27 protein-coding genes are annotated in these 26,740 nt (G+C 52.3%); 17 read left to right on the plus strand and 10 right to left on the minus strand.

Annotation, left to right across the window (positions count from 1 at the left end; genetic code table 11):
• Positions 1 to 15: 15 nt before the first annotated feature.
• The 7 genes from ACQ4M4_RS12125 to ACQ4M4_RS12155 all read left to right on the plus strand — a co-directional run bounded on the left by ACQ4M4_RS12125 (position 16) and on the right by ACQ4M4_RS12155 (position 7,445).
• Positions 16 to 720, plus strand: coding sequence for a LysM peptidoglycan-binding domain-containing protein (locus ACQ4M4_RS12125; RefSeq protein WP_430684741.1), 705 nt, complete (start codon positions 16 to 18; stop codon positions 718 to 720).
• A 149-nt stretch (positions 721 to 869) separates the two neighbouring features.
• The gene (locus tag ACQ4M4_RS12130; protein ID WP_430684742.1) at positions 870 to 2,390 is read left to right on the plus strand and encodes a phage baseplate assembly protein V; all 1,521 of its coding nucleotides are present in this window, start codon (positions 870 to 872) and stop codon (positions 2,388 to 2,390) included.
• 3 nt (positions 2,391 to 2,393) lie between these two features.
• Positions 2,394 to 2,735: a hypothetical protein gene (locus ACQ4M4_RS12135; protein WP_430684743.1), complete on the plus strand. Its 342-nt coding sequence runs from the start codon at positions 2,394 to 2,396 to the stop codon at positions 2,733 to 2,735.
• Positions 2,732 to 3,157 (plus strand): GPW/gp25 family protein, encoded by a 426-nt coding sequence (locus tag ACQ4M4_RS12140; RefSeq protein ID WP_430684744.1) that lies wholly within the window; start codon positions 2,732 to 2,734, stop codon positions 3,155 to 3,157. The genes ACQ4M4_RS12135 and ACQ4M4_RS12140 overlap by 4 nt, the downstream gene beginning before the upstream one ends.
• A gap of 3 nt (positions 3,158 to 3,160) precedes the next feature.
• Positions 3,161 to 5,713 (plus strand): baseplate J/gp47 family protein, encoded by a 2,553-nt coding sequence (locus ACQ4M4_RS12145; RefSeq protein WP_430684745.1) that lies wholly within the window; start codon positions 3,161 to 3,163, stop codon positions 5,711 to 5,713.
• Positions 5,710 to 6,267 (plus strand): phage tail protein, encoded by a 558-nt coding sequence (locus ACQ4M4_RS12150; RefSeq protein ID WP_430684746.1) that lies wholly within the window; start codon positions 5,710 to 5,712, stop codon positions 6,265 to 6,267. The genes ACQ4M4_RS12145 and ACQ4M4_RS12150 overlap by 4 nt, the downstream gene beginning before the upstream one ends.
• A 2-nt stretch (positions 6,268 to 6,269) precedes the next feature.
• Positions 6,270 to 7,445: a PASTA domain-containing protein gene (locus tag ACQ4M4_RS12155; RefSeq protein ID WP_430684747.1), complete on the plus strand. Its 1,176-nt coding sequence runs from the start codon at positions 6,270 to 6,272 to the stop codon at positions 7,443 to 7,445.
• A 68-nt stretch (positions 7,446 to 7,513) separates the two neighbouring features.
• On the opposite strand, the gene ACQ4M4_RS12160 is transcribed toward ACQ4M4_RS12155, so the two are convergent.
• The gene (locus ACQ4M4_RS12160; RefSeq protein ID WP_430684748.1) at positions 7,514 to 8,023 is read right to left on the minus strand and encodes a hypothetical protein; all 510 of its coding nucleotides are present in this window, start codon (positions 8,021 to 8,023) and stop codon (positions 7,514 to 7,516) included.
• 380 nt (positions 8,024 to 8,403) lie between these two features.
• Here ACQ4M4_RS12160 and ACQ4M4_RS12165 point away from each other — a divergent pair, with 380 nt between their 5' ends.
• Entirely contained in the window at positions 8,404 to 8,589 is a 186-nt protein-coding gene (locus tag ACQ4M4_RS12165; RefSeq protein ID WP_430684749.1) for a hypothetical protein, read from the plus strand.
• An 80-nt stretch (positions 8,590 to 8,669) separates the two neighbouring features.
• Here the strand turns inward: ACQ4M4_RS12165 and ACQ4M4_RS12170 are convergent, their stop codons facing one another.
• The gene (locus ACQ4M4_RS12170) at positions 8,670 to 9,380 is read right to left on the minus strand and encodes a hypothetical protein (RefSeq protein WP_430684750.1); all 711 of its coding nucleotides are present in this window, start codon (positions 9,378 to 9,380) and stop codon (positions 8,670 to 8,672) included.
• A gap of 600 nt (positions 9,381 to 9,980) precedes the next feature.
• On the opposite strand from ACQ4M4_RS12170, the gene ACQ4M4_RS12175 reads away from it, so the two are divergent.
• Positions 9,981 to 11,216: an amidohydrolase family protein gene (locus tag ACQ4M4_RS12175; RefSeq protein ID WP_430684751.1), complete on the plus strand. Its 1,236-nt coding sequence runs from the start codon at positions 9,981 to 9,983 to the stop codon at positions 11,214 to 11,216.
• A 211-nt stretch (positions 11,217 to 11,427) separates the two neighbouring features.
• Here the strand turns inward: ACQ4M4_RS12175 and ACQ4M4_RS12180 are convergent, their stop codons facing one another.
• The 4 genes from ACQ4M4_RS12180 to ACQ4M4_RS12195 form a co-directional block, all read right to left on the minus strand.
• On the minus strand, positions 11,428 to 11,748 hold the full coding sequence (locus tag ACQ4M4_RS12180; RefSeq protein WP_430684752.1) for a hypothetical protein: 321 nt from the start codon (positions 11,746 to 11,748) through the stop codon (positions 11,428 to 11,430).
• A gap of 66 nt (positions 11,749 to 11,814) precedes the next feature.
• The gene (gene patD, locus ACQ4M4_RS12185) at positions 11,815 to 12,174 is read right to left on the minus strand and encodes a heterocyst frequency control protein PatD (RefSeq protein WP_430684753.1); all 360 of its coding nucleotides are present in this window, start codon (positions 12,172 to 12,174) and stop codon (positions 11,815 to 11,817) included.
• Positions 12,175 to 12,204: 30 nt separating this feature from the next.
• Entirely contained in the window at positions 12,205 to 13,974 is a 1,770-nt protein-coding gene (locus tag ACQ4M4_RS12190) for an ArnT family glycosyltransferase (RefSeq protein WP_430684754.1), read from the minus strand.
• 74 nt (positions 13,975 to 14,048) lie between these two features.
• A complete protein-coding gene (locus ACQ4M4_RS12195; RefSeq protein ID WP_430684755.1) occupies positions 14,049 to 15,470 on the minus strand; it encodes a protein adenylyltransferase SelO in 1,422 nt (473 codons plus the stop codon).
• 183 nt (positions 15,471 to 15,653) lie between these two features.
• On the opposite strand from ACQ4M4_RS12195, the gene ACQ4M4_RS12200 reads away from it, so the two are divergent.
• From ACQ4M4_RS12200 to ACQ4M4_RS12215, 4 genes are read left to right on the plus strand one after another with little or no spacing between them, the layout of a single operon-like run.
• Positions 15,654 to 16,064, plus strand: coding sequence for a hypothetical protein (locus ACQ4M4_RS12200; protein WP_430684756.1), 411 nt, complete (start codon positions 15,654 to 15,656; stop codon positions 16,062 to 16,064).
• A 3-nt stretch (positions 16,065 to 16,067) separates the two neighbouring features.
• Positions 16,068 to 16,379 (plus strand): hypothetical protein, encoded by a 312-nt coding sequence (locus tag ACQ4M4_RS12205; protein WP_430684757.1) that lies wholly within the window; start codon positions 16,068 to 16,070, stop codon positions 16,377 to 16,379.
• A gap of 31 nt (positions 16,380 to 16,410) precedes the next feature.
• On the plus strand, positions 16,411 to 17,472 hold the full coding sequence (locus ACQ4M4_RS12210) for an NACHT domain-containing protein (protein ID WP_430684758.1): 1,062 nt from the start codon (positions 16,411 to 16,413) through the stop codon (positions 17,470 to 17,472).
• Positions 17,472 to 18,095 carry a hypothetical protein gene (locus ACQ4M4_RS12215; RefSeq protein WP_430684759.1) on the plus strand — a complete coding sequence of 208 codons (624 nt, stop codon included), beginning with the start codon at positions 17,472 to 17,474 and terminating at the stop codon, positions 18,093 to 18,095. The genes ACQ4M4_RS12210 and ACQ4M4_RS12215 overlap by 1 nt, the downstream gene beginning before the upstream one ends.
• A 101-nt stretch (positions 18,096 to 18,196) precedes the next feature.
• Here the strand turns inward: ACQ4M4_RS12215 and ACQ4M4_RS12220 are convergent, their stop codons facing one another.
• From ACQ4M4_RS12220 to ACQ4M4_RS12235, 4 genes are all read right to left on the minus strand, one after another.
• Complete coding sequence (locus tag ACQ4M4_RS12220) at positions 18,197 to 18,388, minus strand: hypothetical protein (protein ID WP_430684760.1); 192 nt, start codon at positions 18,386 to 18,388, stop codon at positions 18,197 to 18,199.
• Between the two features lie 315 nt (positions 18,389 to 18,703).
• Positions 18,704 to 19,549 carry a hypothetical protein gene (locus tag ACQ4M4_RS12225; protein WP_430684761.1) on the minus strand — a complete coding sequence of 282 codons (846 nt, stop codon included), beginning with the start codon at positions 19,547 to 19,549 and terminating at the stop codon, positions 18,704 to 18,706.
• Between the two features lie 184 nt (positions 19,550 to 19,733).
• Positions 19,734 to 20,972: a GNAT family N-acetyltransferase gene (locus ACQ4M4_RS12230; RefSeq protein ID WP_430684762.1), complete on the minus strand. Its 1,239-nt coding sequence runs from the start codon at positions 20,970 to 20,972 to the stop codon at positions 19,734 to 19,736.
• A 166-nt stretch (positions 20,973 to 21,138) separates the two neighbouring features.
• Positions 21,139 to 21,849, minus strand: coding sequence for a RibD family protein (locus tag ACQ4M4_RS12235; protein ID WP_430684763.1), 711 nt, complete (start codon positions 21,847 to 21,849; stop codon positions 21,139 to 21,141).
• A gap of 200 nt (positions 21,850 to 22,049) precedes the next feature.
• Here ACQ4M4_RS12235 and ACQ4M4_RS12240 point away from each other — a divergent pair, with 200 nt between their 5' ends.
• The 4 genes from ACQ4M4_RS12240 to tsf all read left to right on the plus strand — a co-directional run bounded on the left by ACQ4M4_RS12240 (position 22,050) and on the right by tsf (position 26,716).
• Positions 22,050 to 24,116 carry a sensor histidine kinase gene (locus tag ACQ4M4_RS12240; protein WP_430684764.1) on the plus strand — a complete coding sequence of 689 codons (2,067 nt, stop codon included), beginning with the start codon at positions 22,050 to 22,052 and terminating at the stop codon, positions 24,114 to 24,116.
• A gap of 93 nt (positions 24,117 to 24,209) precedes the next feature.
• Positions 24,210 to 24,875 (plus strand): Pr6Pr family membrane protein, encoded by a 666-nt coding sequence (locus ACQ4M4_RS12245; protein ID WP_430684765.1) that lies wholly within the window; start codon positions 24,210 to 24,212, stop codon positions 24,873 to 24,875.
• Positions 24,876 to 25,154: 279 nt separating this feature from the next.
• Complete coding sequence (rpsB, locus tag ACQ4M4_RS12250) at positions 25,155 to 25,934, plus strand: 30S ribosomal protein S2 (protein ID WP_430684766.1); 780 nt, start codon at positions 25,155 to 25,157, stop codon at positions 25,932 to 25,934.
• Between the two features lie 119 nt (positions 25,935 to 26,053).
• A complete protein-coding gene (gene tsf, locus ACQ4M4_RS12255; protein WP_430684767.1) occupies positions 26,054 to 26,716 on the plus strand; it encodes a translation elongation factor Ts in 663 nt (220 codons plus the stop codon).
• The last annotated feature ends 24 nt before the right edge of the window (positions 26,717 to 26,740 follow it).

The following is a 26,740-nucleotide window of genomic DNA, read 5'->3' on the forward strand; positions in this document are numbered from 1 at the left end:
GCAGGGACATTCATTGTGGAACGAGTTGCATTTTTATTAGAACAAACTGGCGATCGCCTGGGTTGCTTGCTAAATCCAGAGAGTTTGGTACGGCGACGAGTGGCTGGTGTACATACTCGGCGATCGCTGGATGGAGTCTTAACCGGATCTGCCCGCGCCGATGATACGTTGCTCTACACCGGAGGAGGCACAACAGACCTGATGCTCAATCTGGTATTTGACGTGGCGATCGCAGGCTCTAGCATTACCACAGAAGATGTTCGAGACCTCACAGAGCCGCTGTGGAATTTGGCAGAAAATCGGACGGGATTAGATGGCTACGGCCAACCCTCAGTCGTGCGATTTGTGTGGGGAAAATCGTGGAATATTCCTGGCGTGATTGCAGCCATTTCAGAACGGCTAGAAACCTTTACCCAGGCCGGAGTACCCCGACGATCGTGGGTGCGCATGCGGTTTTTACGAATCCAGGAGTCCCCTCAAAAAGCGTCATCAGAACCATCCGGCGATCAATCCGCTGTTTATCTGCGAACAGTGACCAACGTATCCGAGCAAGACACTCAAGTGTATGAAGTCGTGGGGCCAGGCGATCGCCCCGATGCGATCGCCTTTCGGTTTTACGACAATCCATTCCTGTGGCGACTCATTTGTCTTTACAACCAAATTGACGATCCGCTTCATCTTCAACCCGGTCAACTCATCCGCGTTCCGCCCATGCTTTAAATCGCGAACGTTTTCGTTCTTAGATTTAGTCTATTCAAACCTTTCAATCTTTTTCCTAAACGTAAAATTTTCATTTATCATCATCGTTTCAATACGCCGCCAAATTATTCATCCACGATTCATTCCTCTATTTATTTGGAGAGTTCCCGATGAACTCGATTCATACCCTCCCAAAACTCACAGTCGAAGTCAACAACGTCGCCTTATCCCCCACAGATGATTACCGATTGGGAAGTATTCGCATTCAGCAGCGGCTATCACTACCAACATTATGTGAATTGACATTTTTTGACCCCAAAGGCGCACTTGGAGCCGATTCTAGGCTGATGCCGGGGGTAGCGTTAGGAGTGTGGATGCATGGTCGCACCACACCTTTATTTGAAGGAGAACTGACCGCATTAGAGTATCGCTACGAGCCAGACCATGGACGACAAATACGGTTACGGGGCTACGATCGCATGCATCGATTGCGCAAGTCCTATTCGGTGCGGGCACATGTTCAGGTTACCGTAGCCGATCTGGCGGAAGAATTGGTTGCTCCATTGGGCATTGTGGTATCGGCAGCGGCAACAGGCCCGCTCTGGCATCGGCTCATTCAAGATCGACAGTCGGACCTAGAACTGCTAACCACAATGGCAGAGCGATCGGGGCTGTATTGGGTGCTGCACTCCAATACCTTGCACCTGTTGACCTTGGCCGGCACGGGAGCCGCCATTCCCCTAACGCTGGGCGAGTCCTTGTTCGAAGCACAAGTTGAGGTCAACAGCGATGCGATCGTGCGATCGGTGGCAACAGCAGGATGGAATCCTCTGCGCATGGAAACCCACCAGGGCACCGCCACAGCTGCCCAAAGCGGCAGAGACGTAGCGGCCCATGTGTCGCCAGAAGACGTAGGCAGCACCGGAGAGCGCACCTTAGTCAACCAAACGGTGCAGGCTGATCAGCAGGCTGACGCGATCGCCCAAGCCCTGCTGGATCGAAGTCAGGCACAGGAAATTACGTTGCAGGGTGTGGCAGAAGGGAATCCCGACCTCTGCCCCGGTTGTCCCATTACGGTAGATAACGTTGCCCCCCATCTAACCGGGCAATACGTGCTGACCTCGGTCAACCACACCATGAACCCGGTCCAGGGATATGTTTCTGAGATTTCGACCCTCCCTCCCACGCCGCGATTGCCCGTTTCCTCTGCCAGCACCACCATCGGCACCGTCACCCAAGTGAACGATCCCGATGGTTTGGGCCGCGTGCAAGTGTCGTTACCGGCTTATCGCGATGTTGAAACGGGTTGGATGGCGATCCTCACGCCGGGGGCCGGGGCCGGAAAGGGGCTAGTATCTCTGCCTGATGTGGGCGATCAGGTATTGGTGCTGTGCCCCCAGGGCGATCCCGCACAGGGCGTTGTGTTGGGCAGCCTGTACGGCGTGCAAACAGCTCCCGATTGGGGCATTGAGGCCGGTCGCATTAAACGCCATACGTGGCTCACCCCCGGCGGACAGCGAATTCAGTTCAATGATGTGGAACAACAGCTTCGGTTAGAAAACGGAGATGGGAGTTTTGTTGAGCTAGCGCCAACCGGGGTTACAGTGCATGCCCAGCGAGACCTAACCCTAGAGGCACCCGGAAAAACCGTGACGATTCGCGGCCAGCACATTGAATTTGAGAGGGCCTAATCCATGGATGTATTAACGGAAGATGCAGTGATGGTCTGTGATCACGAGCTGGGTCGAGTCAAGCTAGAGCCAACTCAAACTCTAGTCACCATCAATGGTCGGCGGGTGCTGGTGGCACGCAATCCCGAACAGCGGGCGATCGCTGGATGCCCCAACGTTGGCCCCACCATTAAGCCCTGCACTACCACGTTGGCCGTCAAGCAGGGCTATTCTGATCTGCTGCGGATTGAGGGTAAACGGGTGTGTCTGGATACAGTCAAAGGATTAACCGATGGCACGCCTCCGGGTGCGGTTAACTATTCCGTGCGATCGCCCGGTCAATCGTGGGTGCAGGAGGTGTCATGAGCGATCGCCGTTACCGTGCTTGGCGGTTTTTCCATCCCGACCTGGATGCAGTCGGCGCATTGTCAGGGTTGCACATCGCCTCCACAGGCACCATCGACATGGTGGATGGCGCTGCATCAGTGCGGCAAGCAATTTTGCTACTGCTATCGACCCGGCCTGGAGAACGGGTCATGCGCCCTGCCTATGGCTGCAATCTGCACCGACTGGTGTTTTCGCCCAACGACGACACCACAGCAGGGCTAGCCATCTACTACGTGAGACAAGCCATCGATCGCTGGGAACCCCGCATTCAAGTAATCCGTATTGATGCCAACCGCAACGAAGATGACCCAGCTCAGCTCGATATTGCGCTGGAATACCGCGTGCGCACCCTGCCCCAATCCGAAACGCTCGCCTTTGCTATCAACCTTGCCGGAGAGTAAGCCATGGCTCTACCATCTCCAAACCTGGACGATCGCGACTTTGCTCAACTGGTCGAAGCTGCACGACAACGCGTTGGGCAATCCTGCCCTGAGTGGACCGACCTATCGCCGGGCGATCCGGGGTGGGCATTGGTCGAGGTGTTTGCCTACCTAACCGAAGTTTTGATCTATCGGCTCAACCGCCTGCCAGATAAGGCCTATATTGAATTTTTAAGACTCATGGGAGTCACGCTGCATCCACCCACTAGCGCCAGCGTCAGCCTGCGCTTTAGCCTCAGCCGTGCATACGAGCAGCCTGTCGAAATTCCCCGAGGAACGCGAGTCACCACCGCACGCAATACAGGTAGTGCCGAGCCTCCCATTTTTGTGACCGCCAGAACGCTCACCTTGCCTCCAGGAACAACCGAAGGCAGCGTAACTGCATACCACTGTGACTGGATTGAGGCAGAGTTGGCTGGCATGGGCAGTGGATTACCCGGCATCTCGGTGATGGCGAGTCGGCCTCCCATTGTAGCCCCAACAGGCGATGGGTTGGATTTGGTCGTCGGGGTAGAGGCCGATACCAGTGAATTGGGCGATCGCGCACGGGCCGTATACGTGCAGGGTCGGCCGTTTCGCCTATGGCGCGAAGTCGAAACCTTTGCCAACCTGGGCAGCGATCGCCACGTGTTTATGTGCGATCGCTCCACCGGAGTCATCACCTTTGCACCAGCGGTACAAACAGCAGCACCTCAGGGGCTCAGTCCCGCTGCCGCCCTGGCCGCCATTCCATCCGCCAATCGCGAAATTCGACTGTGGTATCGACGGGGTGGCGGAGCGGCGGGCAACGTGGCCGCCAACACCCTCACTGTCCTCAAAGATCCCATTCCCGGCGTCCAGGTCATCAATCCCGAAGCCGCAACCGGCGGTCGCCCCGCCGAAACCCTCGAAAACGCCCTAATTCGTGGCCCATTGGAACTGCACGCCCTAGACCGCGCCGTCACCGCCAGCGACTTTGAGCTACTAGCGCTCCGCCATACCGGAGCCGTAGGCCGAGCCAAAGCCTTTACCCAGGCCGACTTGTGGACCTATGCCCAGCCAGGGACAGTCGAAGTGCTGTTGGTGCCTCAACTGCCCGATGCCCTTCAGCAGGGTCAGCGTGTTACCGCAGAACAGTTTCATCAACAAGAGACCGAAGCGGCCCGCACCCAAATTCAGCAGTCATTGGATGAACGACGACCGTTGGGCACCACCTGCCGAGTGAACTGGGTGCATTACAAAACAGTGAAGGTCAAAGCGCGAGTGTGGGTGCATCGAGGCGAAGATCCCGCAGCAGCCAAAGCGCGAGTGCTGCAACGGCTGTATCAAACCATCAATCCGCTGGCCTGGGAATTTGGTCAACCGCTGCGCGTGGATCGGGTTTACGAGCTGTTGCGCACCGCCGAGGCCGGAATTAGCCATGTAGAGCAGGTGCGCCTTGGGGTCGAAGAAGCCCCAAATCAGATTGTCAGAACGGTATTGCCCGATCCAACCCAGGCTCATACCTGGTATGCGGGAATGGGGAACACGCTGTTTCGATCCATGAATGATGGTGACGGTTGGGAAACCATTATTCGATTCCCCAATGAGCAAATTCGCTGCATTCGCGCTCACGAAGGAGCCCCAGGTCTGTTGGCGATCGCCACCCAACTCATTGATCAACCCGATAGCTCCCATATCTACATGTCGAGCGACTGTGGCGAATCCTGGCAGCTCATGGCATCGCCCCAATTTCGAGTTGAAGATATTACCTGGATTTTGCGAGCGGGTGGATTGCCCATTCTGCTCATGGCAACCAACGTAGGGCTGTATGCATTGCCCAAGCGGCTCGGTTCCAACTTGGTCCCGATCCAGGTCGATCCGGCCAACTCTAGTCTGGGACTAGCGGCGATCGCTGTATCGGTCAGTTCCCGAGGCGCTGTTAGTGTGATTGTGGCCGCACAAGGCATGGGTGGCATCTGGATTTCCCATGAAGAAGGCAGGCCCAACACCTTTTCACCCATTGGGCTTCAAGGAGAAGACGTTCGTGTGTTGGCGGTGCAACACGATGGAAGCCGATCGTTTGTGTGGGCTGGCGTTACTGTCGTTGGCGATGATATTGGTCGCGGGTGCTATCGATTGGAGCTGCCCAATGCTCCTGATGGTTGGCAGCCTTTTCAGCAGGGGTGGACAGGCGGCAGTGTCAGGGCGATCGCCTTTCAGGGATCAGACGTGTATGCCGCCGCCTATTCTGCTGGAGTGTTGCACCTCGACTCTGGCCAAGCCAATGCCACGTGGCAAGCGCCTGCCCTCGACTGCGGCCTCCCCATTCGCGACACAGAGCGCCTGCTGCACCCGGTATACACCCTTGGCGGACGGTCTACCGCCAACGATTCCCTACTATTGCTGGCGGGCGGGGCCGAGGGCGTTTACCGCAGTATCGATGGCAGTCAAAGCTACCAGTCCACATGTCAGGCCGAATTTACCGAAACGGTCATGCTGCCCCAGTCCTGGCTGTTCTGCTCTGGTGAACACGACATCGAGGTCTCTAGCCTATGATCCCTAGCGAGATTCAAACCCTCTTGCCAACCGTCTTTCAGCGGACGCTCTACCCCGGCAGTCCACTCTCGGCCCTGCTGGAGATTATGGCCGACATGCACGCGCCTGCCGAAACAACCCTTGCCCATCTGGATGCGGTGTTTGATCCCCATCGCACCCCCGATGCCTTTGTGCCACTGCTGGCTCGCTGGGTCAATCTTGACCCCGTGCTGGATTCAACCCCAAGTTCTCCAGCAAACTCGGCGGCAAAGCAGCCCCTTTCAACAGGACTACCCCCCCTGCGAGAACTGATTGCGATCGCCGCCACCCTCTCGCGCTGGCGAGGCACAGCCAAAGGCTTAATTTTGTTTCTCGAAACCGCAACCGATACCCGTGGATTTGAAGTCACTGAACACGGGACCGATACCAATAGACCACCGCGCCCCTTTCACCTCACCGTGCGTGCGCCCATCGCCGTTCAACCTCACGAACCCCTAATTCATCGCATCATCCAGTTCGAAAAACCCGCCTACGTCACCTACGATCTTGTATTTTCCCAACCTCCAGGAGGTTAGTCATGCCCCGCATCTTCGACATCTCAACCGTTCAAGATCCCGTTGCCATTGAACCGGGCAAAGTGGGGAAAGTTTCATTCACCATCACCAACCTTACCCAGCAGCTCCAGCGCGGCCAACTCCACATCAGGCCACAAGGCAACGCCAACTCATCATGGTTTCAGCTTGAGGGAGATGTGGTTCGCAACTTTTCTCCCAGCGCAGCCGGAACACCCGTGACCCAGCAAGCCACAGTGAATGTAACGATTCCACCCGGTACCCCCCCAGATAAATACACCTTTCAGCTAGTGGTGGCAGATGATTCCAATCCCGAAGAAGTCTACACCGATAGTCCAGTTGTGGCGCTGGATGTACCGGCCTCGGTTGCACCTAAACCGCCCTTTCCCTGGTGGATTTTGGCAGTGGTGGCAGTACTGGTTGCCGTGGGTGGCGTGGTGGCGTGGCTTATCCTGCGCCCCAAAACAGTCGAGCTCGAAAATTATGTTGGCAAACCCATTGCCAACACCAAACAACAGCTCGAAGCTCGCCGCCTCACCGTTCAAGAAACGCCCCAAGACACGGTGATCTGCGACCCAACGGGAATCAATGGATTACCAGCGATCGCCGTTGGCACCATCGCTTCCCAAAATCCTCAACCCGGAGAAGAAGTAGAGCCAGAAGAGGTCGTTCAACTATCCGTGGTAACCGAAGCAACCCAAGTACAAGTTCCCGATGTACAAACCGGAAACCCACCGCTAACCACTGCCCAGCAAATCTTGGAGGATTGTTCCCTAATCGGAACACAAACCGAAACGCGAGCCACCCTCAACATCGATCCCGGCTTAGTGATGGAGCAAACAGTTCCGAGTGGTCAGGCCGTTGGGCTAAATACCGAAATTGGACTCATTGCCGCAGGCGAATCGACCACCGTTCCCGATGTCAGCGGACAAAGCTTACAGGCCGCCATTCAAGCCCTGTCCACAGCTGAGCTAAGGTTGAGCAACGTGACGGGTGATCCAGCCCGCATTACCGAACCCGTGGTCAGCACGTCTCCCTCGGCAAATACGGTGGTATTGAAAGACTCTGGGGTTGTAATCAACATGCCGGGTCGGGGAATCATCATTCCTGATTTTGAATTGCGTCAAATTGATCCCGATATTCTCCGCGAATTGCGACGAGTGAATCCCCAAAGCCCATAAAAACCATTCACCATCACAAAGAGTGAAACGCGACAAGCGAAACGCAACAGTGGTGTGGGTCTTCTGCACTACCGCAAACTGAGTTGACACGCGATCGCACCCTCACACCAAATTTGCAACGTTCCGCCTGCCTGCATCGCCACCAAAGAGGCGCGATCGCGCCCTTGCTCAGTCGGAATTTCAAGTGATTGCTCCTGCAAGTCTAAACGTTCTGCGGCATCGGTTCTATCTTGATATTCCAAACGAAACTGCCCCGCTTGTCGCTCAAAAGTTGCCACTCGAAATGGGCGATCGCTCGGCGGAATCGTAAAGGTGGAACCTGGCAGCCGATTAGGAGCAAAGTTCAAGACATCCCCCGATTTAAAAATCACCGCTGCAGTCTCAAGTTGCACCTTAGGACTGAAAGGCGCTAACACATCAGCCATGCCAACAGCCCAATTGGGAAATTGCCCCTGCTCAGCATACTCCCGCTCTGTCGTCGCCCCGCTGTTGCGATTGCCATACCCAAACCCCAAAGCCACAAAAAACAGGAGGCCGATGACAATTAAACCAATCACAATCAACTTAGAACGACTCATTTGCTATCTTGTCAAATCCATCTGAGCAAACACAAAAATTATCATCCAATCTTTTCTCAGGAAATCCATATTCCCTATGTTTTACATTTAATGTACATCGTTTTTATTGCTTTTCAAACTAGTTAGAATGAAAGATAAACAGTTCTCTAGTTCTCAAGAACAAGAGAACTGCCCACTAAATTCACAACCATTCATCAATCTACATATCTGCCCAGCCCAGCCCTGTATCGACAAGGTTCGGACATTTACAAAAAATCGCGCTCTTTCACATAGGTTTCAGGCAAACAGATCTAAACGGAAATAGAACGCTACAGCCTCTCTCCAGCATGAGTTTCATGAGATTGATCAGTAACCTTTAAACAGGAAGATTAGGAGGCAATATGACTCCCGGATTAGCAATCTTCGGCTTGGTTTTTGGTATTGCTCTCATTCTAGATGGCATTTTTGAGTGGGGTCTGGTAAGAATCATTCGCCCCGCATCTAAAACTGAAATCAAAGTCTCCGAAATCGTGATTGGCGTTATCTTTGTTGTCCTTGCAATTCTAGTTTTGGCAGGGGTGATTTAGTCCATTCATTTTAGATTGGCGCGATCGCACCAGCCCAAGTTTCCCAAGCCATCCAAATTCCTCAAGCCATTAGTAAATCATCAGTGAATTATTGATGTGGCTGTACCCAAAATCAGCTTTATCAACGAAACGATCGCGCCAATTAAAAACACGATCAGCCAAATCATAGCCAAAATAAGAACAATAAGTCCGGCGATCGCATCGGTAATACTCATCAAAAATGTAGGAACAAACCCATGCAGGAAGCCAACCACCAAAGTTGCAACAAATGATGTCAGCAAGAGAAGGACAAGCCCCGTATTCTGAAGAAATCGTTGCTGTGCAGTCAGCAAACATCCTGCAACGATCAGCTTTAACACCATTAGCAAGCTGAGTGTTACCGCTGCCCCCGCCCGATCAAAATCCGCATAAAGACCAAAGTAGGCGATCGTTCCAAAAATTGGAGACACCAGCAGCGTCACCATCACAATCAGAGCAGCCAAAGTTGTAAAAATGAATCGGATACCCATTAACAGCAGCACCAAGGCAAAAATCAACGTTACAAGCCCTTGAACTTTGCCCTGCAACCGATGGGTAATCAGCAACGGTAGGCCAATCAATACCGTGGTGAACAGCACCAATCCATCTATCCATGCTAAATAAGGAATTCCGTATCCCACCACAGGAGTCGCAGCAATCGCGCCTGGGACGACACTGCTTTGAAGAATGGCATTTGCACCAACTTCCACAGCAACAACAATCGCCATCAGAGCGATCGCAAAAAACAGAAGAGGTTGCCGAAGACTATCCATAAAGTGGCTCCAGGCTCTGGTGCCCTATTCATTCTGTTGTTTTGGAAAGATTCCTAGAAGGTAACTCTAAACCATCATTGTAATGCTGCACCAGGCTATTTTAATTCTGCTTTTACAAGCTGACAAATGTATCTTGATACATACAAAAATTACGCAGTTGAAAGATTGTTGGAGTGCTAAGCGCTCCAACAATCTTTCAAACCCCCGGTTATTCAGATGAAGTGCGTAAGCCCTAACATAAATGGATAGCAAGGGAGTCGGTACAAATTAGAAATACAAACTTCCGCGATCGCACGTTAATTCGTATGATGTAACTTAATAAAAATTTTGCCGAATTAGAGGCGAATTGAAATTTCAATCGTGCACCATGCCGCATGGCTTCTCAAGAAGCTCTACATCTTTGCCAATTCAATAAGCTTGCGAAAACGTTGTGGGTGAACCACCCTCAGCAGAAACGCTCCGACAAAATAAGTAGGCAGCCATTATTAAACATAAAATCCCGAAACTCCGTGCCGTCCGCGCTGCGGACGGCACGGAGTTTCGGAGTCTGGTTTTGAATGGTGTCGAGGTACTTATCAATTGAACGTGATGGAAACCAGAATGGATTTGAAAATTACGCAAGCACAATTACCAGGATGCTCGGGTTACTGGGATGTGGGCATCATAGGCGATCGCATTGCAGAAATTTCGCCATCAATTTCTGCAACGGCTGTGCAAACATTGGATGCGCAGGGTCAATTTTTAATTCCTGGGCTCGTGGATGGTCATATCCATTTAGATAAAGCTCTGATTTTAGATCGCTTTCCAGCAGTAGACGGAACCTTTGCCGAGGCATTGCAAGAAACGCTAAACCTAAAGCAATCCTTCACCATTGCAGATATTCAACAGCGGGCGCGACGAGTCATTGAACGAGCGATCGCCTTTGGGGTCACGGCCATGCGTAGCCATGTAGAAGTGGACCCCATAATGGGATTGAAATCGGTTGAAGCATTGCAGCCACTCAAACACGAGTATGCTTGGGGCTTGACCCTGCAGTTGGCAATTTTTGCCCAAGAGGGCATCACCAATCATCCTGGTTTAGAGACCGAATTGCGCCAAGCCATGCGCATGGGTGGAGATGTCATTGGCTCAGCTCCCTATACTGACCCCAATCCCAAACGCAACATCGAACTCGTATTTGACATTGCTCAAGAATTTGACTGTCCAGTCGACTTTCATCTTGACTTTTTGGATAACGATGAACCGCTACTGCTTCCCCTCGTCATTGAAGAAACCCTGAAGCGAGGCTGGCAGGGGCGCGTGTGCCTGGGACATATGACAAAGCTAGCCGCCTTAAACCCAAAAGAATTAGCTGCGATCGCCCAAGACCTGCAAGCCGCAGGCATCGCAATTTTGGCCTTACCCATTACCGACCTATACATGATGGCGCGCAAAGACACCCACAACCAGCGGCGCGGCGTTGCTCCTGTCCACACGCTGGCCCAGTATGGTGTTACCGTTGGGCTCGCCACCAACAACGTGCAAAATTTGTTTACCCCGTTTGGCGATGGCGACGTGCTAAAAGTGTGCACAGTGCTGGCTCAGGTGCTGCAAATGGGCACCGCCACTAGCCATCAACTTTGCTTAGATATGGCAACGACTCATGCAGCTCAATGCATCGGGATTAAGGATTATGGACTAAATGTAGGAAACATTGCCGATTTAGTTCTGCTGAATGCCGAGTCGGTTTCTGATGTGATTGGTACAGCCCCGAGCGATCGCACCGTCATCAAACACGGCAAAGTCATCGTCCAAAGCAAAACAGAGCGCCACTGGCTCAAACCATCAGCCTCATGATGAACTTACACCAGCAACATTTTCATTCCAAATCAACAGGTCAATAACCCTAAATTTTCTAAGTACCTCGACACCCCTAAAAACCAGATCCTAGAACCTTGTATCGCCCGCACAGCGGACGACACAGAGTTCTAGAGTTTTAGGGTTAATGATGGCTGCTTACTGACTATTTAAGATAGGAAGCTGCCCAGCCATAGCGCTTTGAATCTTTTTAGAGAAGATACTTGGCCACGTCTCTACGTTTATCTCTATCTTTTGTCATTCTCACAATTCGTTCAATCTCGTCATCTGTATCATTCGCTCCACGTTCAGCGGCCATATCAAACCAGTGATCTCCTTTTGCGTATTCGCATCGATCGTAGTAAATTGCCCCCATCAAGGTATAGGGTTGGTGGCTCTCAGGCTGACATTCCATTGCTTGAACTGCACATTTTTCTGCTTCATCTAGCCGACCCAAATCCCGAAATGCTGCACCTCTTGTCACCAACAAAGCCCCTTTCAAATCAGATTCGTGAACTTTATTCCAGTTCACAGTCTCCGTCACCTTCAGCGCATTGTTAGGTTTATCGGCCTTACGCCAGTTGCTGCTTGCACGCGATCAAGCCGATCCCAACAAATTTTGGCAATAGGTTTGCAAGAGCTGAAGGCGATCGCCCATTTGAGCTTGCCGTCTTTGGGTGGTCATGGCTTGCCGTGCCGTTTGCAAGTACATAACATCCATAGCGAGCAGTCGTAGCTGCTTGTTAATTTCTACCTGAATGGATTGCACCATCGGTTCATACTCTGGGGCGATCGCCACCCCCGAAGTTGCAATGTGCGTTTGGAAGTGTTGTTGCGCCTTTATAAAAGATTCCTGCACCCGCAGCGGATCAGGATTTGCCGCCAAAGCCAGCGATCGCAACTCCTCAACCTGCTGTTCAAACGTTTGATACAGCCCCACCAACGATGACGGCAACATAAGCACTTCCAAACACTCGGCTAAACAGCATTAGCGTAGCGGCAGCGTGACCCGCACTAGGTCAAATCGCTCCGCCTCACCCAGCAGCGTAACCGACGCCGGATTCAAATTCATCTCCTCAATTCGGTATTCAATCCCTAATACCAGTACCGACTCCGGCGGATTTGGCTGAGCCTGCATCTCTAGCAACTGTCGCAGAGCCGACTCCGCCGTACCCCGAAAGATCACGGGCTGCTGCGTGTAAAACACAATACTGGGCTTGGCAAACCCCGCCATCATGAACGGTTCATTGGGGCGTTGCTCTTGTACCATCAGCGCAGACAGGTCCCGCAAGGGCAATTGCCGTTGGGCATCCATCACAAACAGCGTTGGCATCAGCGCCACCGCAAAAAACACCACAAATGCCGCTACATTCACACTCCACAGCCAGCGACCCTGCCGACGCAGCAGCAAAATGACTCCCGCGATCGCCCCCATGGCCCAGGCCAGCGCTCCTCGAATCGGTGCCCCCGACAGCCGCACCGCCTCTGGGAAATTCGGCGTTGCCCGGTCATTCCCCAAAATATCTGGCAGGTAAAACATGGCGATCGCAAACGCCACCATCAACACAATATTCAGAACATGGCTGAGCTTCATGCCCCAGCCAACCGCAGGCCGCCGCGTAACCTGCTGACTCCACAACAGCCCCACCAAAATGGAAGCCGCTGGCAGCAACGGCAGCACATAGCTGGGCAGCTTCGTCACCGCTACGGTAAAAAAGCCAAAAATCACCCCAAACCAAATCAGCGCAAAAATTCCCAATTGTGCCTCACGCGGTTGTTCTTGCCACTCTCGCACCTTCCAAAACCGTAGCCGCGCGATCGCCACAGGTAAGTGAATCGAATGGGGCGCAAATCCACCCAGCACAATCAAAAAGTAGAAGTACCACGGAGCGGAGTGACGATTCACCACACTCGTAAACCGCTCAAAGTTGTGATAGCCAAAGAACGAATCAATGTAGGCTTGCCCGTTTGCCTGAATCACCAGCACGTACCAGGGAACGGCGATCGCCAAAAATAGCAACATGCCCCGAATCGGCATCAGCTCCCACAGGCCACTCCACAGCCGCCCCACATAGAGCAAAAACGCCCCCACAATCAGCCCTGGCAGCACAATGCCCACTGGCCCCTTGGCCAGCACCGCCAGCGCCAGCAGCACCCAAAAGGCCAAATACCACACCGTCTTTGCCCGGCTCTTTGCAGGCTGCGTATAGCCCCAAAAGAATGCCAGCAGCGCACTGCCCATGCAGCCACTCAGCAACATATCCGACACGCCAATTCTGGCCCACACCATGGTTTGGGGATGTAGCGCCATCACCGCCGAGCCAATCAGCGCCGACCACACCAAGCCTTCCCCCACCTTGCGCGAAGAAGATCCCTCCGTTGCATCGGCTGGAGTGGCAAACCCAAACCGCCGCAGCGTGACAAAGCCAAACAGGGTTAGCACCATCGCCGACAAGAATGACGGAAACCGAGCCGCCCACTCATTCACCCCAATGGTTTGGTAGGCGATCGCCATTAGCCAGTACACCAACGGTGGCTTATCAAACCGAGTTGCCTCATTAAAGTAAGGCGTCACCCAGTCGCCCGTCACCGTCATTTGGCGCGCCGCTTCCGCAAACAGCGGTTCCGTTTCATCCACCAGGCCAATGCTGCCCACATTCCACACAAACGTAAACCAGCAAAGCGCCAAAACCCACAGCACCGATAGCGTCCACATCAGCGCAGGCTGTTTTTCCCAACGCTCCAACAACCAACCCATTGGGGATCTCATTCCGTTCAACTTCGTTTTTACCGTGCGTCACTAATGATAAAGCTTTGGGATAGAAGAATTGGCTACTCCGCCTGAATGCGCTTCAGCAAGTCGTAGAACGGTTGCCAGTTGTCCTCTGTGGCAATCGCCTCCCACACCGTTTCAATCTCAGGCCGCACAATCACCAGCAGGGGATTTTGCTGCACCAGTGCTTGCCGTACCTGCTCCATTTGCTCCATTGGCAGTGCATTCAGCGCTTTGTGATAGGTTTCTCGCCATTGCCGAAAACTGCTAAACAACACCTCGGCATTGGGCGACACCACCTCTGCCAAAATCTGCCCCGCATCCTCCCGCCAAATAGGAGAAAACTGTTGTCGCAGCATGGCAAAAAAGTCGTGATACCCCACCGGAGCCGCCTCCAAAAACTGCACCGTCCGCGCGAGTAGCTCATCGGCCACATCTCCCGACACATCTGCCACACCCAACCGTTGCATCATCCGAAGACGATACGCCAGCCAGTAGTGTTCCTCAAACGACGCCAGCCCTGCATCCAGATCTGCCGCATCCATCACCAGCTTCAGCGGCTCCTGCAACATCGCCAGATTCCACAAACAAATTCCCGGCTGGTTGGCATAGGCATAGCGCCCAAAATGGTCAAAATACGCCGCTGTAAATCCGGGATTGTAGCGATCGACAAAGGCATACGGCCCATAGTCAAAACTTTCTGCCGTAATCGCCATATTGTCGGTATTCAGCACCGCATGGCAAAAGCCCGCCGCCATCCACTGCGCCACCAGTTCCGCCACTCGCTGCACCAGCTCTGCATAGAACCGGGCATCGGCATCTGGCTGTCCGGCCAGGTGGGGATAGTAAACTGCAATCACATGATCCAACAGCTTGCGAATTAGATCCGGTCGCTGCAAGGCGTGCAGCCGCTCAAATGTACCAAACCGAATGTGCGATCGCTGCATGCGAATCATGACCGAAGCCCGCGTTGGCGACGGCTCATCGCCCCGCCACAGCGAATCCCCCGTCTCCACCAAACTCAAACAGCGAGACGTGCGCACCCCCATTCGATGCAGCATTTCCGCCGCCAGCACCTCGCGTACACCACCCTTCAGCGTTAGCCGACCATCACCCCCACGGGAATAGGGCGTTGGCCCAGAACCCTTCGTACCCAGGTCATACAGCACACCCTCCACCCCGCGCACCTGCCCATACAAAAAGCCGCGCCCATCGCCCAAAGCCGGGTTGTACTGCCCAAACTGGTAGCCGTGATAGCACATCGCCAAAAACGGATGCCGCCCATCAAACTTACCAAACGCCTGCACAAAATCCTCATCCGTCACCGCATCCGGTTCCAGCCCCAGCGTGGGCAGCAGCGCATCGTTGCGAAACCGCAGCACATGCTGAGGAAACTCCGCCGCAGGAACGACATCATAGTAATCCTCCCCCAACGACTCAAACGAAGGCTCATAGCCCAACATCAGCAACGGATTTGCCATACATCACCTCACCCCATCTCAATCAACAGGCACTCCCTCCAGCATAAAGGAGCGATCGCCCAACCATCGTCACAAACAACCCAGACGGAGGCGATCGCCCAAAGTTCAGTTACTCAACCCAAACTTGGGAAAACTCAAGGGATTGTAATGTAGAACTAGATGTAAGGTTTTCCTTTAGTAAAGATGATTGATCCCGCCACATTGACCGCAGGTGTAATTGCCAAGCTCGCCTTCAACGAATTTATGAAAGCTGGTGCCGGAGAAGCGGCAAAAGCTACCGTAGCAGGTGCAGTGGAATTGGTAAAAGGCTTACGAAACAAGATTCGAGAGAAGTTTAAGGGCAACGATCGCGCCACAGCTGCCATTGTCGAGGTTGAACAGGGAAATGATGCTGCGCTCGAAAAAGTGGTTAAATACCTGGATCTAGAAATGGACGAAGACCCAGAATTTAGAGGAAAGTTACAGCAAGCCGCTCAGAAAATCATCAACATTCAAGACCAGAGCACCACGTTCAACCAGCAAAACCTGAACTACGGGCGCGACCAAAACATCTTCAACCAGCCACAAGGAGACATTCGCATCGGTGGGTCGTAGCGGATGGATCAGACAAACGAAAACCACGGGCGCGATCAAAACATCTTCAACCAACCGACTGGGAACTTCTATATCAATCCTCAGCCGGAAAAACAGCGCGACGGAATACAGCAAAACCTGTTAGATAAGGTACAGGCAGAGGTGAAAGAGCGCCTGGATCAATCACTCCACCGAGCCGTAAATACAGCACCCATTAATTTGGGAAAAGAATCGCAGCCTTATCAAGTGCGATCGCCCTGGCAAATGGAAATGCGAAGCCGGGAAAAATCACCCCAACTGTTGCCACCCGAAACCACCATTACTCCAAGTCTTTAAATCCCAAGAGGTAAACCACAAACTGCTGATTTTGGGTCAGCCCGGAGCCGGAAAAACCACTACCCTGCTGGAGCTGGCGCAATTCCTGGTCAGTCAGGCCCAAGCCAGCGCAACTCAACCTATTCCCATACTGCTCAGTTTATCGTCCTGGAAGCCACCCAAAACAGACAAAGACGATCCGTTTCTGCCCTGGCTACTGGCAGAACTTAAGCTGAAGTATGGTTTGAAGCCAGAACTCAGCAAAAACTGGCTAGCGGCCAATCAGCTTTTACCCATGCTGGATGGTTTGGATGAAGTTGCCCCACAGCACCAACAAGCCTGCGCCACTGCCATAAACACCTGGCTGACTGAAGATGTAGAGCATCAGCCTGCCGGACTGGTGGTGTGCTGTCGCATCACCGAATACGAAAAGGTGGTGCGCCATCACTTGTTTTTGAATGGAGCCATTGCCCTTCAGCCACTCAACAAAGCGCAAATTGAAGCGTATCTGCATCAGTTTGGCCTAGGAGCAGTCTGGCAGAGTGCCCAAACCAGTAGCAGCCTTAAAGAATTATTGAAAGTACCACTGTTTCTCTCTGTATTTGGCTTTGTCGCCTCGCACCATTTGTTTGATGTTGCAGCATGGCAGCAGCTCACAACAGAAGCAGCACAACAGGAGTATTTATGGGATCAGTTTTGGGAGGCTGCAATGCAGCGAGAACTGATGACCGAACTAGAACGGAAACGAGGACTAAAAAGCAAAACCTACGGCACAAAAGAGCCACCCAATCGTAAACAGATGCGCCGCTCACTAGTGTTTGCGGCCAAAGCTCTAGAAAAAGAATTGGAAACAGAGTTACTAATTGAGCGGATGCAGCCCTACCAGTTGCTCACTCAGCAACAGTTCTGGCATTATCGGCTGATTGGTGGGCTGATTTTTGGGCTGATTGGTGGGCTGTTTAGTGGGCTGACTTTTGGGCTGTTTAGTGGGCTGATTTCTGGGCTGATTGGTGGGCTGATTGGTGGGCTGATTGGTGGGCTGATTGGTGGGCTGATTCTTGGGCTGTTAGTTGGGCCAGGCAAAATTCTGCCTGTAGAAAAAATTCAAATTTGATGGCTCGCGAAGCACGGCGAGAAATTCTCAACTCTTTGCGACAATATCTGATTGTTGGGTTGATTGTTGGGTTGATTGGTGGGCTGACTTCTGGGCTGATTGGTGGGCTGATTGGTGGGTTGATTGGTGGGCTGACTTCTGGACTGTTTGGTGGGTTGATTGGTGGGCTGATTTCTGGACTGTTTGGTGGGCTAATTTTTGGGCTGATCAAGGGAGTCAGAGTAGACATTGAAACCCGAATTCAGCCCAACCAAGGTATCAAAAACTCTCGACAAAATATGTTGTTACTGCTGGGTGTTGCATTAGTCTCTGCTCTCCCACTTAGGTGGTTGTTGGAAGCATTACTGACAGGCTTCCTTGAGCCTAGGGCAGTAGAGACGATTATTGCGAGTTCCTTATTTACCTTGATTTACTTCAGTTTTAGCCAAGGCGGCGGTGATGCTTTAACACAACACACTGCTCTGCGGTTTGTGATGTGGTGGCACGGCTATGCTCCCCTTCGGTACGATCGCCTGCTTGACTATGCAACTGAACGGTTACTGCTTCAGCGCATTGGCGGGCGCTATCGCTTTATGCACAAGCTCTTGCAAGAGCACTTTGCCGCCATGCCACTGGAAGAGTAAACTCGAATCTTGTAAGAATAAAGCAAAAAGCCCAATGCTCCGTAAGTTGATCACGGAATATTGGGCTTCCTAGCTAAGTAGCAAACAAGTTTTTGTAAGACTTAATAGCTTTCGTCGCCGGGAACGCGATCGCCCTCTTGCCGTTGAGGCTGTTGAATCGAGGCATCGCGGATAGCCTGCCACTGGCAGAACAACTCCTGTCCATTCAGTTCGCTGCTTCGATACTCTCGAATCGCCTGGTCTAGCTCCTGTGAACTGGTGGGAACAGGAACATTGCACTCAAAATCTGCCATGCTGATTCTCCTTTAAGCTCTACCAAATTAAGCTGTAGGCAACCGACAAGCGATCGCACTTAGATACAGACTTGAACCTAGAAACCGTATCCTATGCTACTAAATTATGCCACAAACAGTATCAAAGAATACAAAGTTTTCCAAATTTATTACTCCGGGCAGAAATATAAGCCAGAATGATTGCCTTCCACTATAGCGCCAACCGTCTCAATGCACCGGATTCGGTGCAGCGGATGTAGCGCAGTGGATATTTTGAATCAACAATTTCTCAGGGCAGCTTTCCGCACGCACCCGGTTCAACAACGCGACAATTTCTCAAAACTCGCGTGTGCCTTCATAGCCAGAGATCTCTGCCAAGCGGCTCAACGGTTGCACCCCGCGATAAAACTCACCATTAATCTCCCACGTGGGAAACTCTGCCACATTCGCGGCACGGCACACCTCGAGTTGGGGATTCTCCCCACGAGCATCGCACTCCACAATGTTTAACTGGCTCGTCGCTGGGGCTCCAAATAGCTGCTCTTGGCGGCGGCAGGCTTGGCACCAGTACGTGCTGTACATCTTTGCCCCCAAATTGCGTAAATGGTTGGCCAAGGCCACTTCGGGCGGAGCCGGTTCTTCATCCGTTGGTTGGCTTGCCTCACCTGTCGGCCCTTGAGTGGGTAGCGCACCCTCATCCGTTGCAGCCGAAGTCGGTTCTCCATCTGCGCTGGGTAATGGCGTACCCGATGGCGACGGCTCCGCATCCGCCACAATCAGCCCTTCCGACGAAATGGGCTGATTTGCTCGCCGTTCTGCAACAGCTAAGTTGCGTTGATATTCCGAAATTTTTTGTGCAGCTTCGGCATGTTTTGGAGCATCAGGGGGAATTTGCCGTAGTTGTGCGATCGCCCCTCTCCAGCGATCGGCCACCAAACTCCAGTCATCATTCGACTGGGCCGAGCCTGCCAGCGTTGCTGCACTCCCTGCCTCAGCGATCGCCTCCTGCCATAGCTCCTCGGCACTCGGCGGCGGCGGCGTTGGGTTGGCAACTGGCAGCGGTGGCACATAGGTTGGGGTTGGCCGAGGTGCCTCCGAACGAGAGTTTGGGTTGACTTGGGCGCAACCTCCCAGGGCACTGACCAGCACCGCAATCGAGAGGGCAAGAAACACACAACGCATAGCATCAACACCAATGGACAACACCAACAACGAAATCAAAAATGGGAGTCAGAATCGCACCCGGAACAGACAATTAACTAGAAATTTGCAACCTCAGGTTTCACTTAGGAGTTCCCGCTCTCAGGCAAATAGCACGTTCTTGCACATTAAAACTGGAATGGCAAGAGAAAAAGGATTTGAACAGTCAATGTACATCATCTGAATCGCATCCGTTCATGGATTTGTTAGCGAGTTTGAATGGCAAATCCTCATTAATTAACTCAATTTCTTGCTGTTCTGCACGATTGATTTGCTCCGTGTAATTTTCCAAAATTTTGGCTAAGCGGGGATCATAAAATTTATGCAGGGAATAGTTGGGCGTAGCTGGAAACCCTCGCCGTTTCTTGTGTCGGCCTCCGGATCCCGGATCAAAGACCTGGATTCCCCGTGCGATCGCCCACTCGATCGGGCTGTAGTAGCATGCATCAAAATGTAAGTTTTCGATATCGTAGCTAGAACCCCAGTAGCGACCATACAGGCGATCGCCCTTCGTAAAACAAATCGACATCCCAATTGGATGCCGATCATTCCCTGCTTCAAACGCAGCAAACAGCACCGTGCGAGCGCAATAGTTGGGGTACAGCTGTTCAAAGAATTGCCGTGTTAAATACTTACTTCCCCACCAGCCAAACTTGTCACAGGTATCGGCATAAAACGCATACATTTGCCCCAAAAAGGCTTTTGGAATTTCCTCTCCCGTTAGCGCTTGCAGCCGCAACCCAGCCTGACTTACCGCCTTGCGCTCGCGCTTAATATTGCGGCGTTGGTTCGCGTTAAACGCGCCCAAATAATCCTCAAACTGCTGAAAGCCCTGATTTTGCCAAATATAACTATGGTGCAGCCATGGCATAAATCCGCACCGCTGCATGAGCGATCGCCACTCCGGTGCCACATACAAAAAATTGCATCCCGATAGACCGTGCTCCAAGCAAAATCGGTCAATCGCACTCACCATCAGCGTTGTCAGCTCCACCTCATCCTCGCCCTCGGCAATCATAAACCGATAGCCCTCCGCAGGTGTAACAGGCGACATTCCCAACAGTTTGGGGTAATAGCGAACTCCCAAACGTTCCGCCAAATCAGCCCACTGATGATCAAACACAAACTCACCGTAGCTATGCCCCTTCACATACAACGGGGCAATGGCTACCAGTTGCCGAGGATGTGCCCTATCGGCCCCATGTTCGCGCCACACCACCAGATGATTAGGCAGCCATCCCGTTTTGGCCGTCGTACTCCCCGACGACTCCATATTGTGCAGCCACGCCCACTCAAAAAACGGGGTCACCAGCGGCAGTGCCAACGCATCCCAGTCTGCCTGCGAAACCTCTGCCACACTATGAATCCACTGAATCGAAAATCGAGTTTGGGTCTGCTCAACCATGCGTGCGTCAAAAATCAACGTAAAAGCAACGTAAGAACCAAGACACGAACCTAAAATCAAAAACTAAATCCTAAGCGCTTTGCAGTACAGAAGCACTGAAGCCAGTCGGTATCCAGTCATTGACCAGACCAAAGCACAGAAAAATTCTGCAAGGTCCTTTCAGAATTTAGCGTTGTTCAACATTTTGTGCAGATTCCTGGGTCGAACGCACAACCCGATAATGCAAAAACACCTCCTGATCCACTGTTTTTGCCGACAGCAGCTCCAGATACGGAGCCTCCATCTCCAAAAAACCGTCTCCACCAACGGGAGAAGGGGCGATCGCCCCACCCAAAATCCGAGGACACACGGTAAGCCACAGCTCATCCACTGCGCCAAGATGGAACAGTGCCGCCACCAAGCGCCCCCCTCCCGTTACCGCTAATCGCTCAATTCCTTCTGCATAAAGTTTCTGTAAAGCCTGGTGCCAATCCACCTCAAATGATGAAGAACCGATGAGAATACGGTCAAAGGAGTCTTGATTTTGCCATAGATCTGCCCCAGACTCACTGGTAATCAACCATCGTGGTACTCCTTGTTGAAAAAACTTTAGCGTGGGATCTAGCTGTCCACTAGCCGAACACACAATATGAATTGGTTGCTGGAGCTTGCCCTGTTCCTCCCGCTGAGCCAGCAAATCGGGGCTGGTAACTGGCAAGGTTGTACCGTAAGCGCGCAGCGTTTCAGCCCCAAACAACACGCCATCTGCATGAGCCACCTGTCGTTCTAAATGGGCCTTGTCGCTAGACGAACCAAACCGAGCTGGCGATCGCGCCACATCTGCAATCTTGCCATCCGCACTCATCGCCAACACAACCGTAACGTAGGGTCTACTCACACAATTTCTCTACAACGCAACGCCCAATCTAATTCCGTCTCAGCGTCTCTTACCGTTCTTTCATTCAAGCCACTTCATCGCCTGTATCATCGGTTCCTGCCTCATTGCCGCAACCCACGGATGTAAAAGTACCGTAACGTAGGTCAATATGAAATGGCTTGAAGGTGGGTTTTGCCCTCGCTGATCATTAACTGAGTCCTATGTCGGGTCAGACATCTTTCCGCCGTCTCTTACTCACACGCATTCTGGTGTTCAGCATCCCCATCCTGCTCTTGGGGGTTGCGGTTACCTTCCGCAAAGCGCGCTCCAGCTTGCTTGAGACTGCTCGGCAAAACTTGACCGAAAGCGCAGTCCGTAAGGCAGAAGGTATTCAAAACTCGATTCGCTCCCTACAAACTGGGCTGGCGATCGCCGCCCAAACTCGCACGCTACAAACCGCCGAGCTCGAAGCCTCCCAATCATTTCTTGAAGCCCTTAGAGCGCAGTTGGATGGGGCCCAGTGCGTTCAGCTCACCCAGCCCAACACGACGGTTGTATTGGCCAGCACCTGCAACGAACAGCCAATTGTTGGCATCTCTGATTTTCGCTGGCCCTCTCAGCTCTCCGTCTTCAAGCAAGATCTGTTCAATCGGTTTGTGGTGAACCCATTGCCGCCTCGGCCGCGTCCCCTCATCAAGTTATATAGCCATCTCGATGTCGTCATTAGCACGCCCGTCTACGATGCTCAGGGGCAACTGCGATACACCCTGAGTGTGCAAGCCGTCATTCAGCAGATGGAAAGCGCCGATCCCTGGTCGCTGCAAGGCTACACCGTCGTGATTGATCCCAACGGCACCTTTTTGTCCCATCCGCTGCCCGATCGCGTTGGTCGTCGGATTGCGCTAGAAGGCGACGATGTTCGCTACGACGATGTGCTGAAAAACACACAACGGGGCGATCGCGGTGTTCGGCATCTGTTTGACTTCATGGGAGATCAAACCGAATGGCTAGCGGGCTTTAGTCCAGCTACCGTTTCCGTTGCCCCCGATGAAGAGCAAACCTGGACCGTTCTGGCCGTCACCAAGCTGGATCACGCCCTACAAGGGTTGCAAGACATTACCCAAACCCTGCTCATGCTCACAGCAGGGCTACTCATGGCGCATCTGCTCACCATGCTGTACACGGCCCGTGATCTAGCGCGCCCCATCGAAAAATTGGGCAAATACGCCCAGGCTTTGCAGCGAAAATCTGCCGAATACCAATCTCCTCAGGATTTTCGAGTTCGGGAAATCAACCAGCTTGCCGATGTCCTCAACAACATGGTGCACAGCCTGCGAGAACGGGCCGAAGCCTTAGAGAATGCTTGGCAAGAAGCAGAAGCCGCAAACCGCCTCAAAACCGAATTCCTAGCCACCACATCTCATGAATTGAGAACTCCGCTCAATGCCATTATTGGCTGCTTGAGCCTGGTAGAAGATGGCTACTGCGACAGCAGCGAAGAAGAAAAAGACATGGTGAGTCAGGCTCACAAAGCAGCCAGAGGGCTCGTCCGCATCATTAACGATCTCTTGGCCATTCGCAGCATCGAAGAAGGAAAACTGCACTTCGACATTGAAGCAGTGGATCTCTGCCAAATCTTACAGCAAGTGCTCGATCTTCAAGTTGTTGAAATGCAACGGAAAGGTCTGCACCTTCTAGCACCCGAAATGAGCCATCCAGTCATCGTCAAGGCCGATGCCCAGCGCCTCAAGCAGGTCTTTACCAACGTTGTATCCAACGCCGTTAAGTTTACTGATGCAGGCTGCATTCTGCTGGAGTTGCGCTTAGAAAATCGCAGCTTGGTCGGCGTCAGCCCATCCAGCGAAGGCCCAAAGCCCGCCGAGAATCACAGCCATGTCAATGGGAGTAACGGCAATCACGGGAATAGCGCCTCTTCAATTGATCCAGAAGATCTACAGGCCTGGGTGGTTGTTGCAGTAAAAGACACAGGAATTGGCATTGAGCCAGATCAGCAAAAGAAGCTGTTTCGCCCGTTTGCCATGGCCGATGGCTCAACCACTCGCAAGCATGAAGGAACTGGCTTAGGATTGGCGATTTCTCGTAATTTGATCGAACGCATGGGTGGCGAGATCAGTTTGAGCAGTGATGGAATCAACTCGGGAACCACGGTTGAGGTTTCCTTACCGATTATGGAAGGGGTCGATAATTTGAGACGCTTGTCTGAGCGATCGCTCGAAGAAGTCATCCTACCTTCCAACCCAGAGCATATTCCCGTTAGCAGCCCTTAGGGCTTGCTAGCCCTACAGTCCCTTATTTTTTGCATGGATTTCTTCGTTATCATGAACGCGCCAAAAATTTGCAGCAACGCGTCACCATGAACAATGGCTAAATCCTATCCATCTTTTTTTACTCCCTTTACCTGGGTGTCGGCCCTCATTGGGTGGAATGGCCTCATTCTGCAATTCTATTTGTCGATCAACTCAGCCCTAGGAAACAATCAAGGATTTGGCTGGGGCCTTTTCATATACTTTGGCTACTTCACCATTTTGACCAACATTTTTGCGGCCTCCACCTTGTCTGCCCGAGTCGCCTTTCCGCGCTCGGCTCCAGGTCGGTTTTTCCTTCAACCCAGCGTCATCACAGCAATGACCGCCGCCATGATCGCCGTTGGTATTGTTTATTCCTTACTGTTGCGCCACATTTGGGATCCCCAGGGATTGCAGCTCCTGGCCGATCGCTTACTTCATGACATCATGCCCATTTTGGTATTGGTGTATTGGTGGTTTACCGTGCCCAAGGGCAGCATTCATTGGAGCCACATTCCACGGTGGAGTATTTATCCAGTGATTTACGCCATCTATGTACTGTTGCGAGGAGCCATCTCTGGCGTTTATCCCTATCCCTTCATCGAAGTAAACGAGTTGGGCTATTGGCAAGTCGGCATCAATATCATGCTGATTTTGATAGGATTTTGGGTGATTTCGGCCTTGCTGGTGGGCATTAGCCAGTTGAAAAAACCAGGGCTTCCCTCTGACCATATGGTTTAGCAATGGTTTAGCAATCCACCCATATCCATGCTCAAGGGTCTTTGTTAGCACATTCTTTGTTAGCGCATTTCAAAATTTAGCACTCGCTGCAAAAAGGAGAGTTGAGCGGGCTTTGGGTATGTTACGCTAGTAAAGTTGTGAAAAAACGCACATCCGGGCTTTCGGGTGTTTTGATGACCCAATCATCGTTTAGCGGTATGAAGTGATTCACCAATACCTTTGAGCGATCGCATCAAAATACTGCCGGATGGAGGATTAACCCGAAAAGAGGAAAATCGCATGCCTGTTGTAAGTTTGGCTCAATTGCTTGAGTCTGGGGTTCACTTTGGCCATCAGACTCGCCGCTGGAACCCCAAGATGTCGCCGTACATCTACACGTCTCGGAATGGGGTTCACATCATTGACTTGGTGCAAACCGCCGAGTTGATTGAAGAAGCCTACGACTATATTCGTACTGCTTCCGAGCAAGGCAAAAAGTTCCTGTTTGTGGGAACCAAGCGCCAAGCCGCTGGAATTATTGCTCAAGAAGCCGCTCGCTGCGGATCTTACTATGTAAACCAGCGCTGGCTGGGTGGCATGCTCACCAACTGGGCCACCATCAAAACTCGGGTTGATCGCCTCAAGGAATTGGAGCGTCGCGAAGAGAGCGGACAGCTTGACCTGTTGCCCAAGAAAGAAGCTTCGATGCTTCGTCGTGAAATGGAGAAGCTACAGAAGTATCTGGGCGGCATCAAAGCAATGCGCAAGGTGCCCGATGTGGTGATTATGGTGGATCAACGTCGTGAGTACAACGCGGTACAAGAATGCCAAAAGCTGGGAATTCCCATCGTGGCATTGTTGGATACCAACTGTGATCCCGACGTGGTGGATATTCCCATTCCCGCCAACGATGACGCAATTCGTTCCATCAAGTTGATTGTGGGCCGCTTGGCAGATGCAATCTACGAAGGTCGTCACGGCCAAATGGATGGTGAAGAGGATTTTGAAGACTACGACGGCGCTGAAGAAGAACTCGACTATAGCGACGGAGATAGCGAAGCAGACGGTAATGCCGAGTAGGCAAGTGACCCGTTTTGCGTTATGAGTTTTGAGGGAGCACTCTCTCAAAACTCATTTTAAGGATGAGTAGCATAACCCTGACTGAAACCCTGAACTTCTAACACTGGGATTAAAGAACAATGGCAGAGGTATCGGCAAAGCTTGTAAAACAACTGCGCGATCGCACAGGCGCAGGCATGATGGATTGTAAAAAAGCGCTCGCCGAAAACGATGGCGATATGGACAAAGCCATGGACTGGCTGCGTCAGAAGGGTCTTGCTGCTGCTGGTAAGAAGGCTGGCAAGATCACCGCTGAAGGACTTGTTGGCAGCTATATTCATACCGGAGGCCGCGTTGGCGTATTGGTCGAAGTGAACTGCCAAACTGACTTCGTGGCTCGTAACGACGCGTTTCAAGTTTTGGTACGCGACATTGCGATGCAAATCGCGGCTTGCCCCAACGTGGAGTACGTGAGCGTGGATGCCATTCCCGCAGATGTGATCGCCCACGAAAAAGAAGTAGAAATGGGCAAAGACGACCTCGGTAGCAAGCCCGAAGCTGTTCGGGAAAAGATTGTTTCCGGTCGAATTGAGAAGCGCTTAAAAGAGCTTTCTCTAATGGATCAAGCCTACATCAAAGACCAAAGCATCACCGTTGAAGATCTGCTCAAAGAAAAGATTGCTCAACTCGGTGAGAACATCCGTGTTCGTCGCTTTGTACGCTTTGTGATGGGTGAGGGCATCGAGAAAGAAGAGGCGGATTTCGCCGCTGAAGTGGCTGCTCAAACGGGTGCGAAGGCTTAATTGAACTGTTTGCACCATGGCTTG

Origin of the sequence: Leptolyngbya sp. AN02str (assembly GCF_050565595.1) — a bacterium.
Classification (GTDB): Bacteria; Cyanobacteriota; Cyanobacteriia; order Elainellales; family Elainellaceae; genus Kaiparowitsia.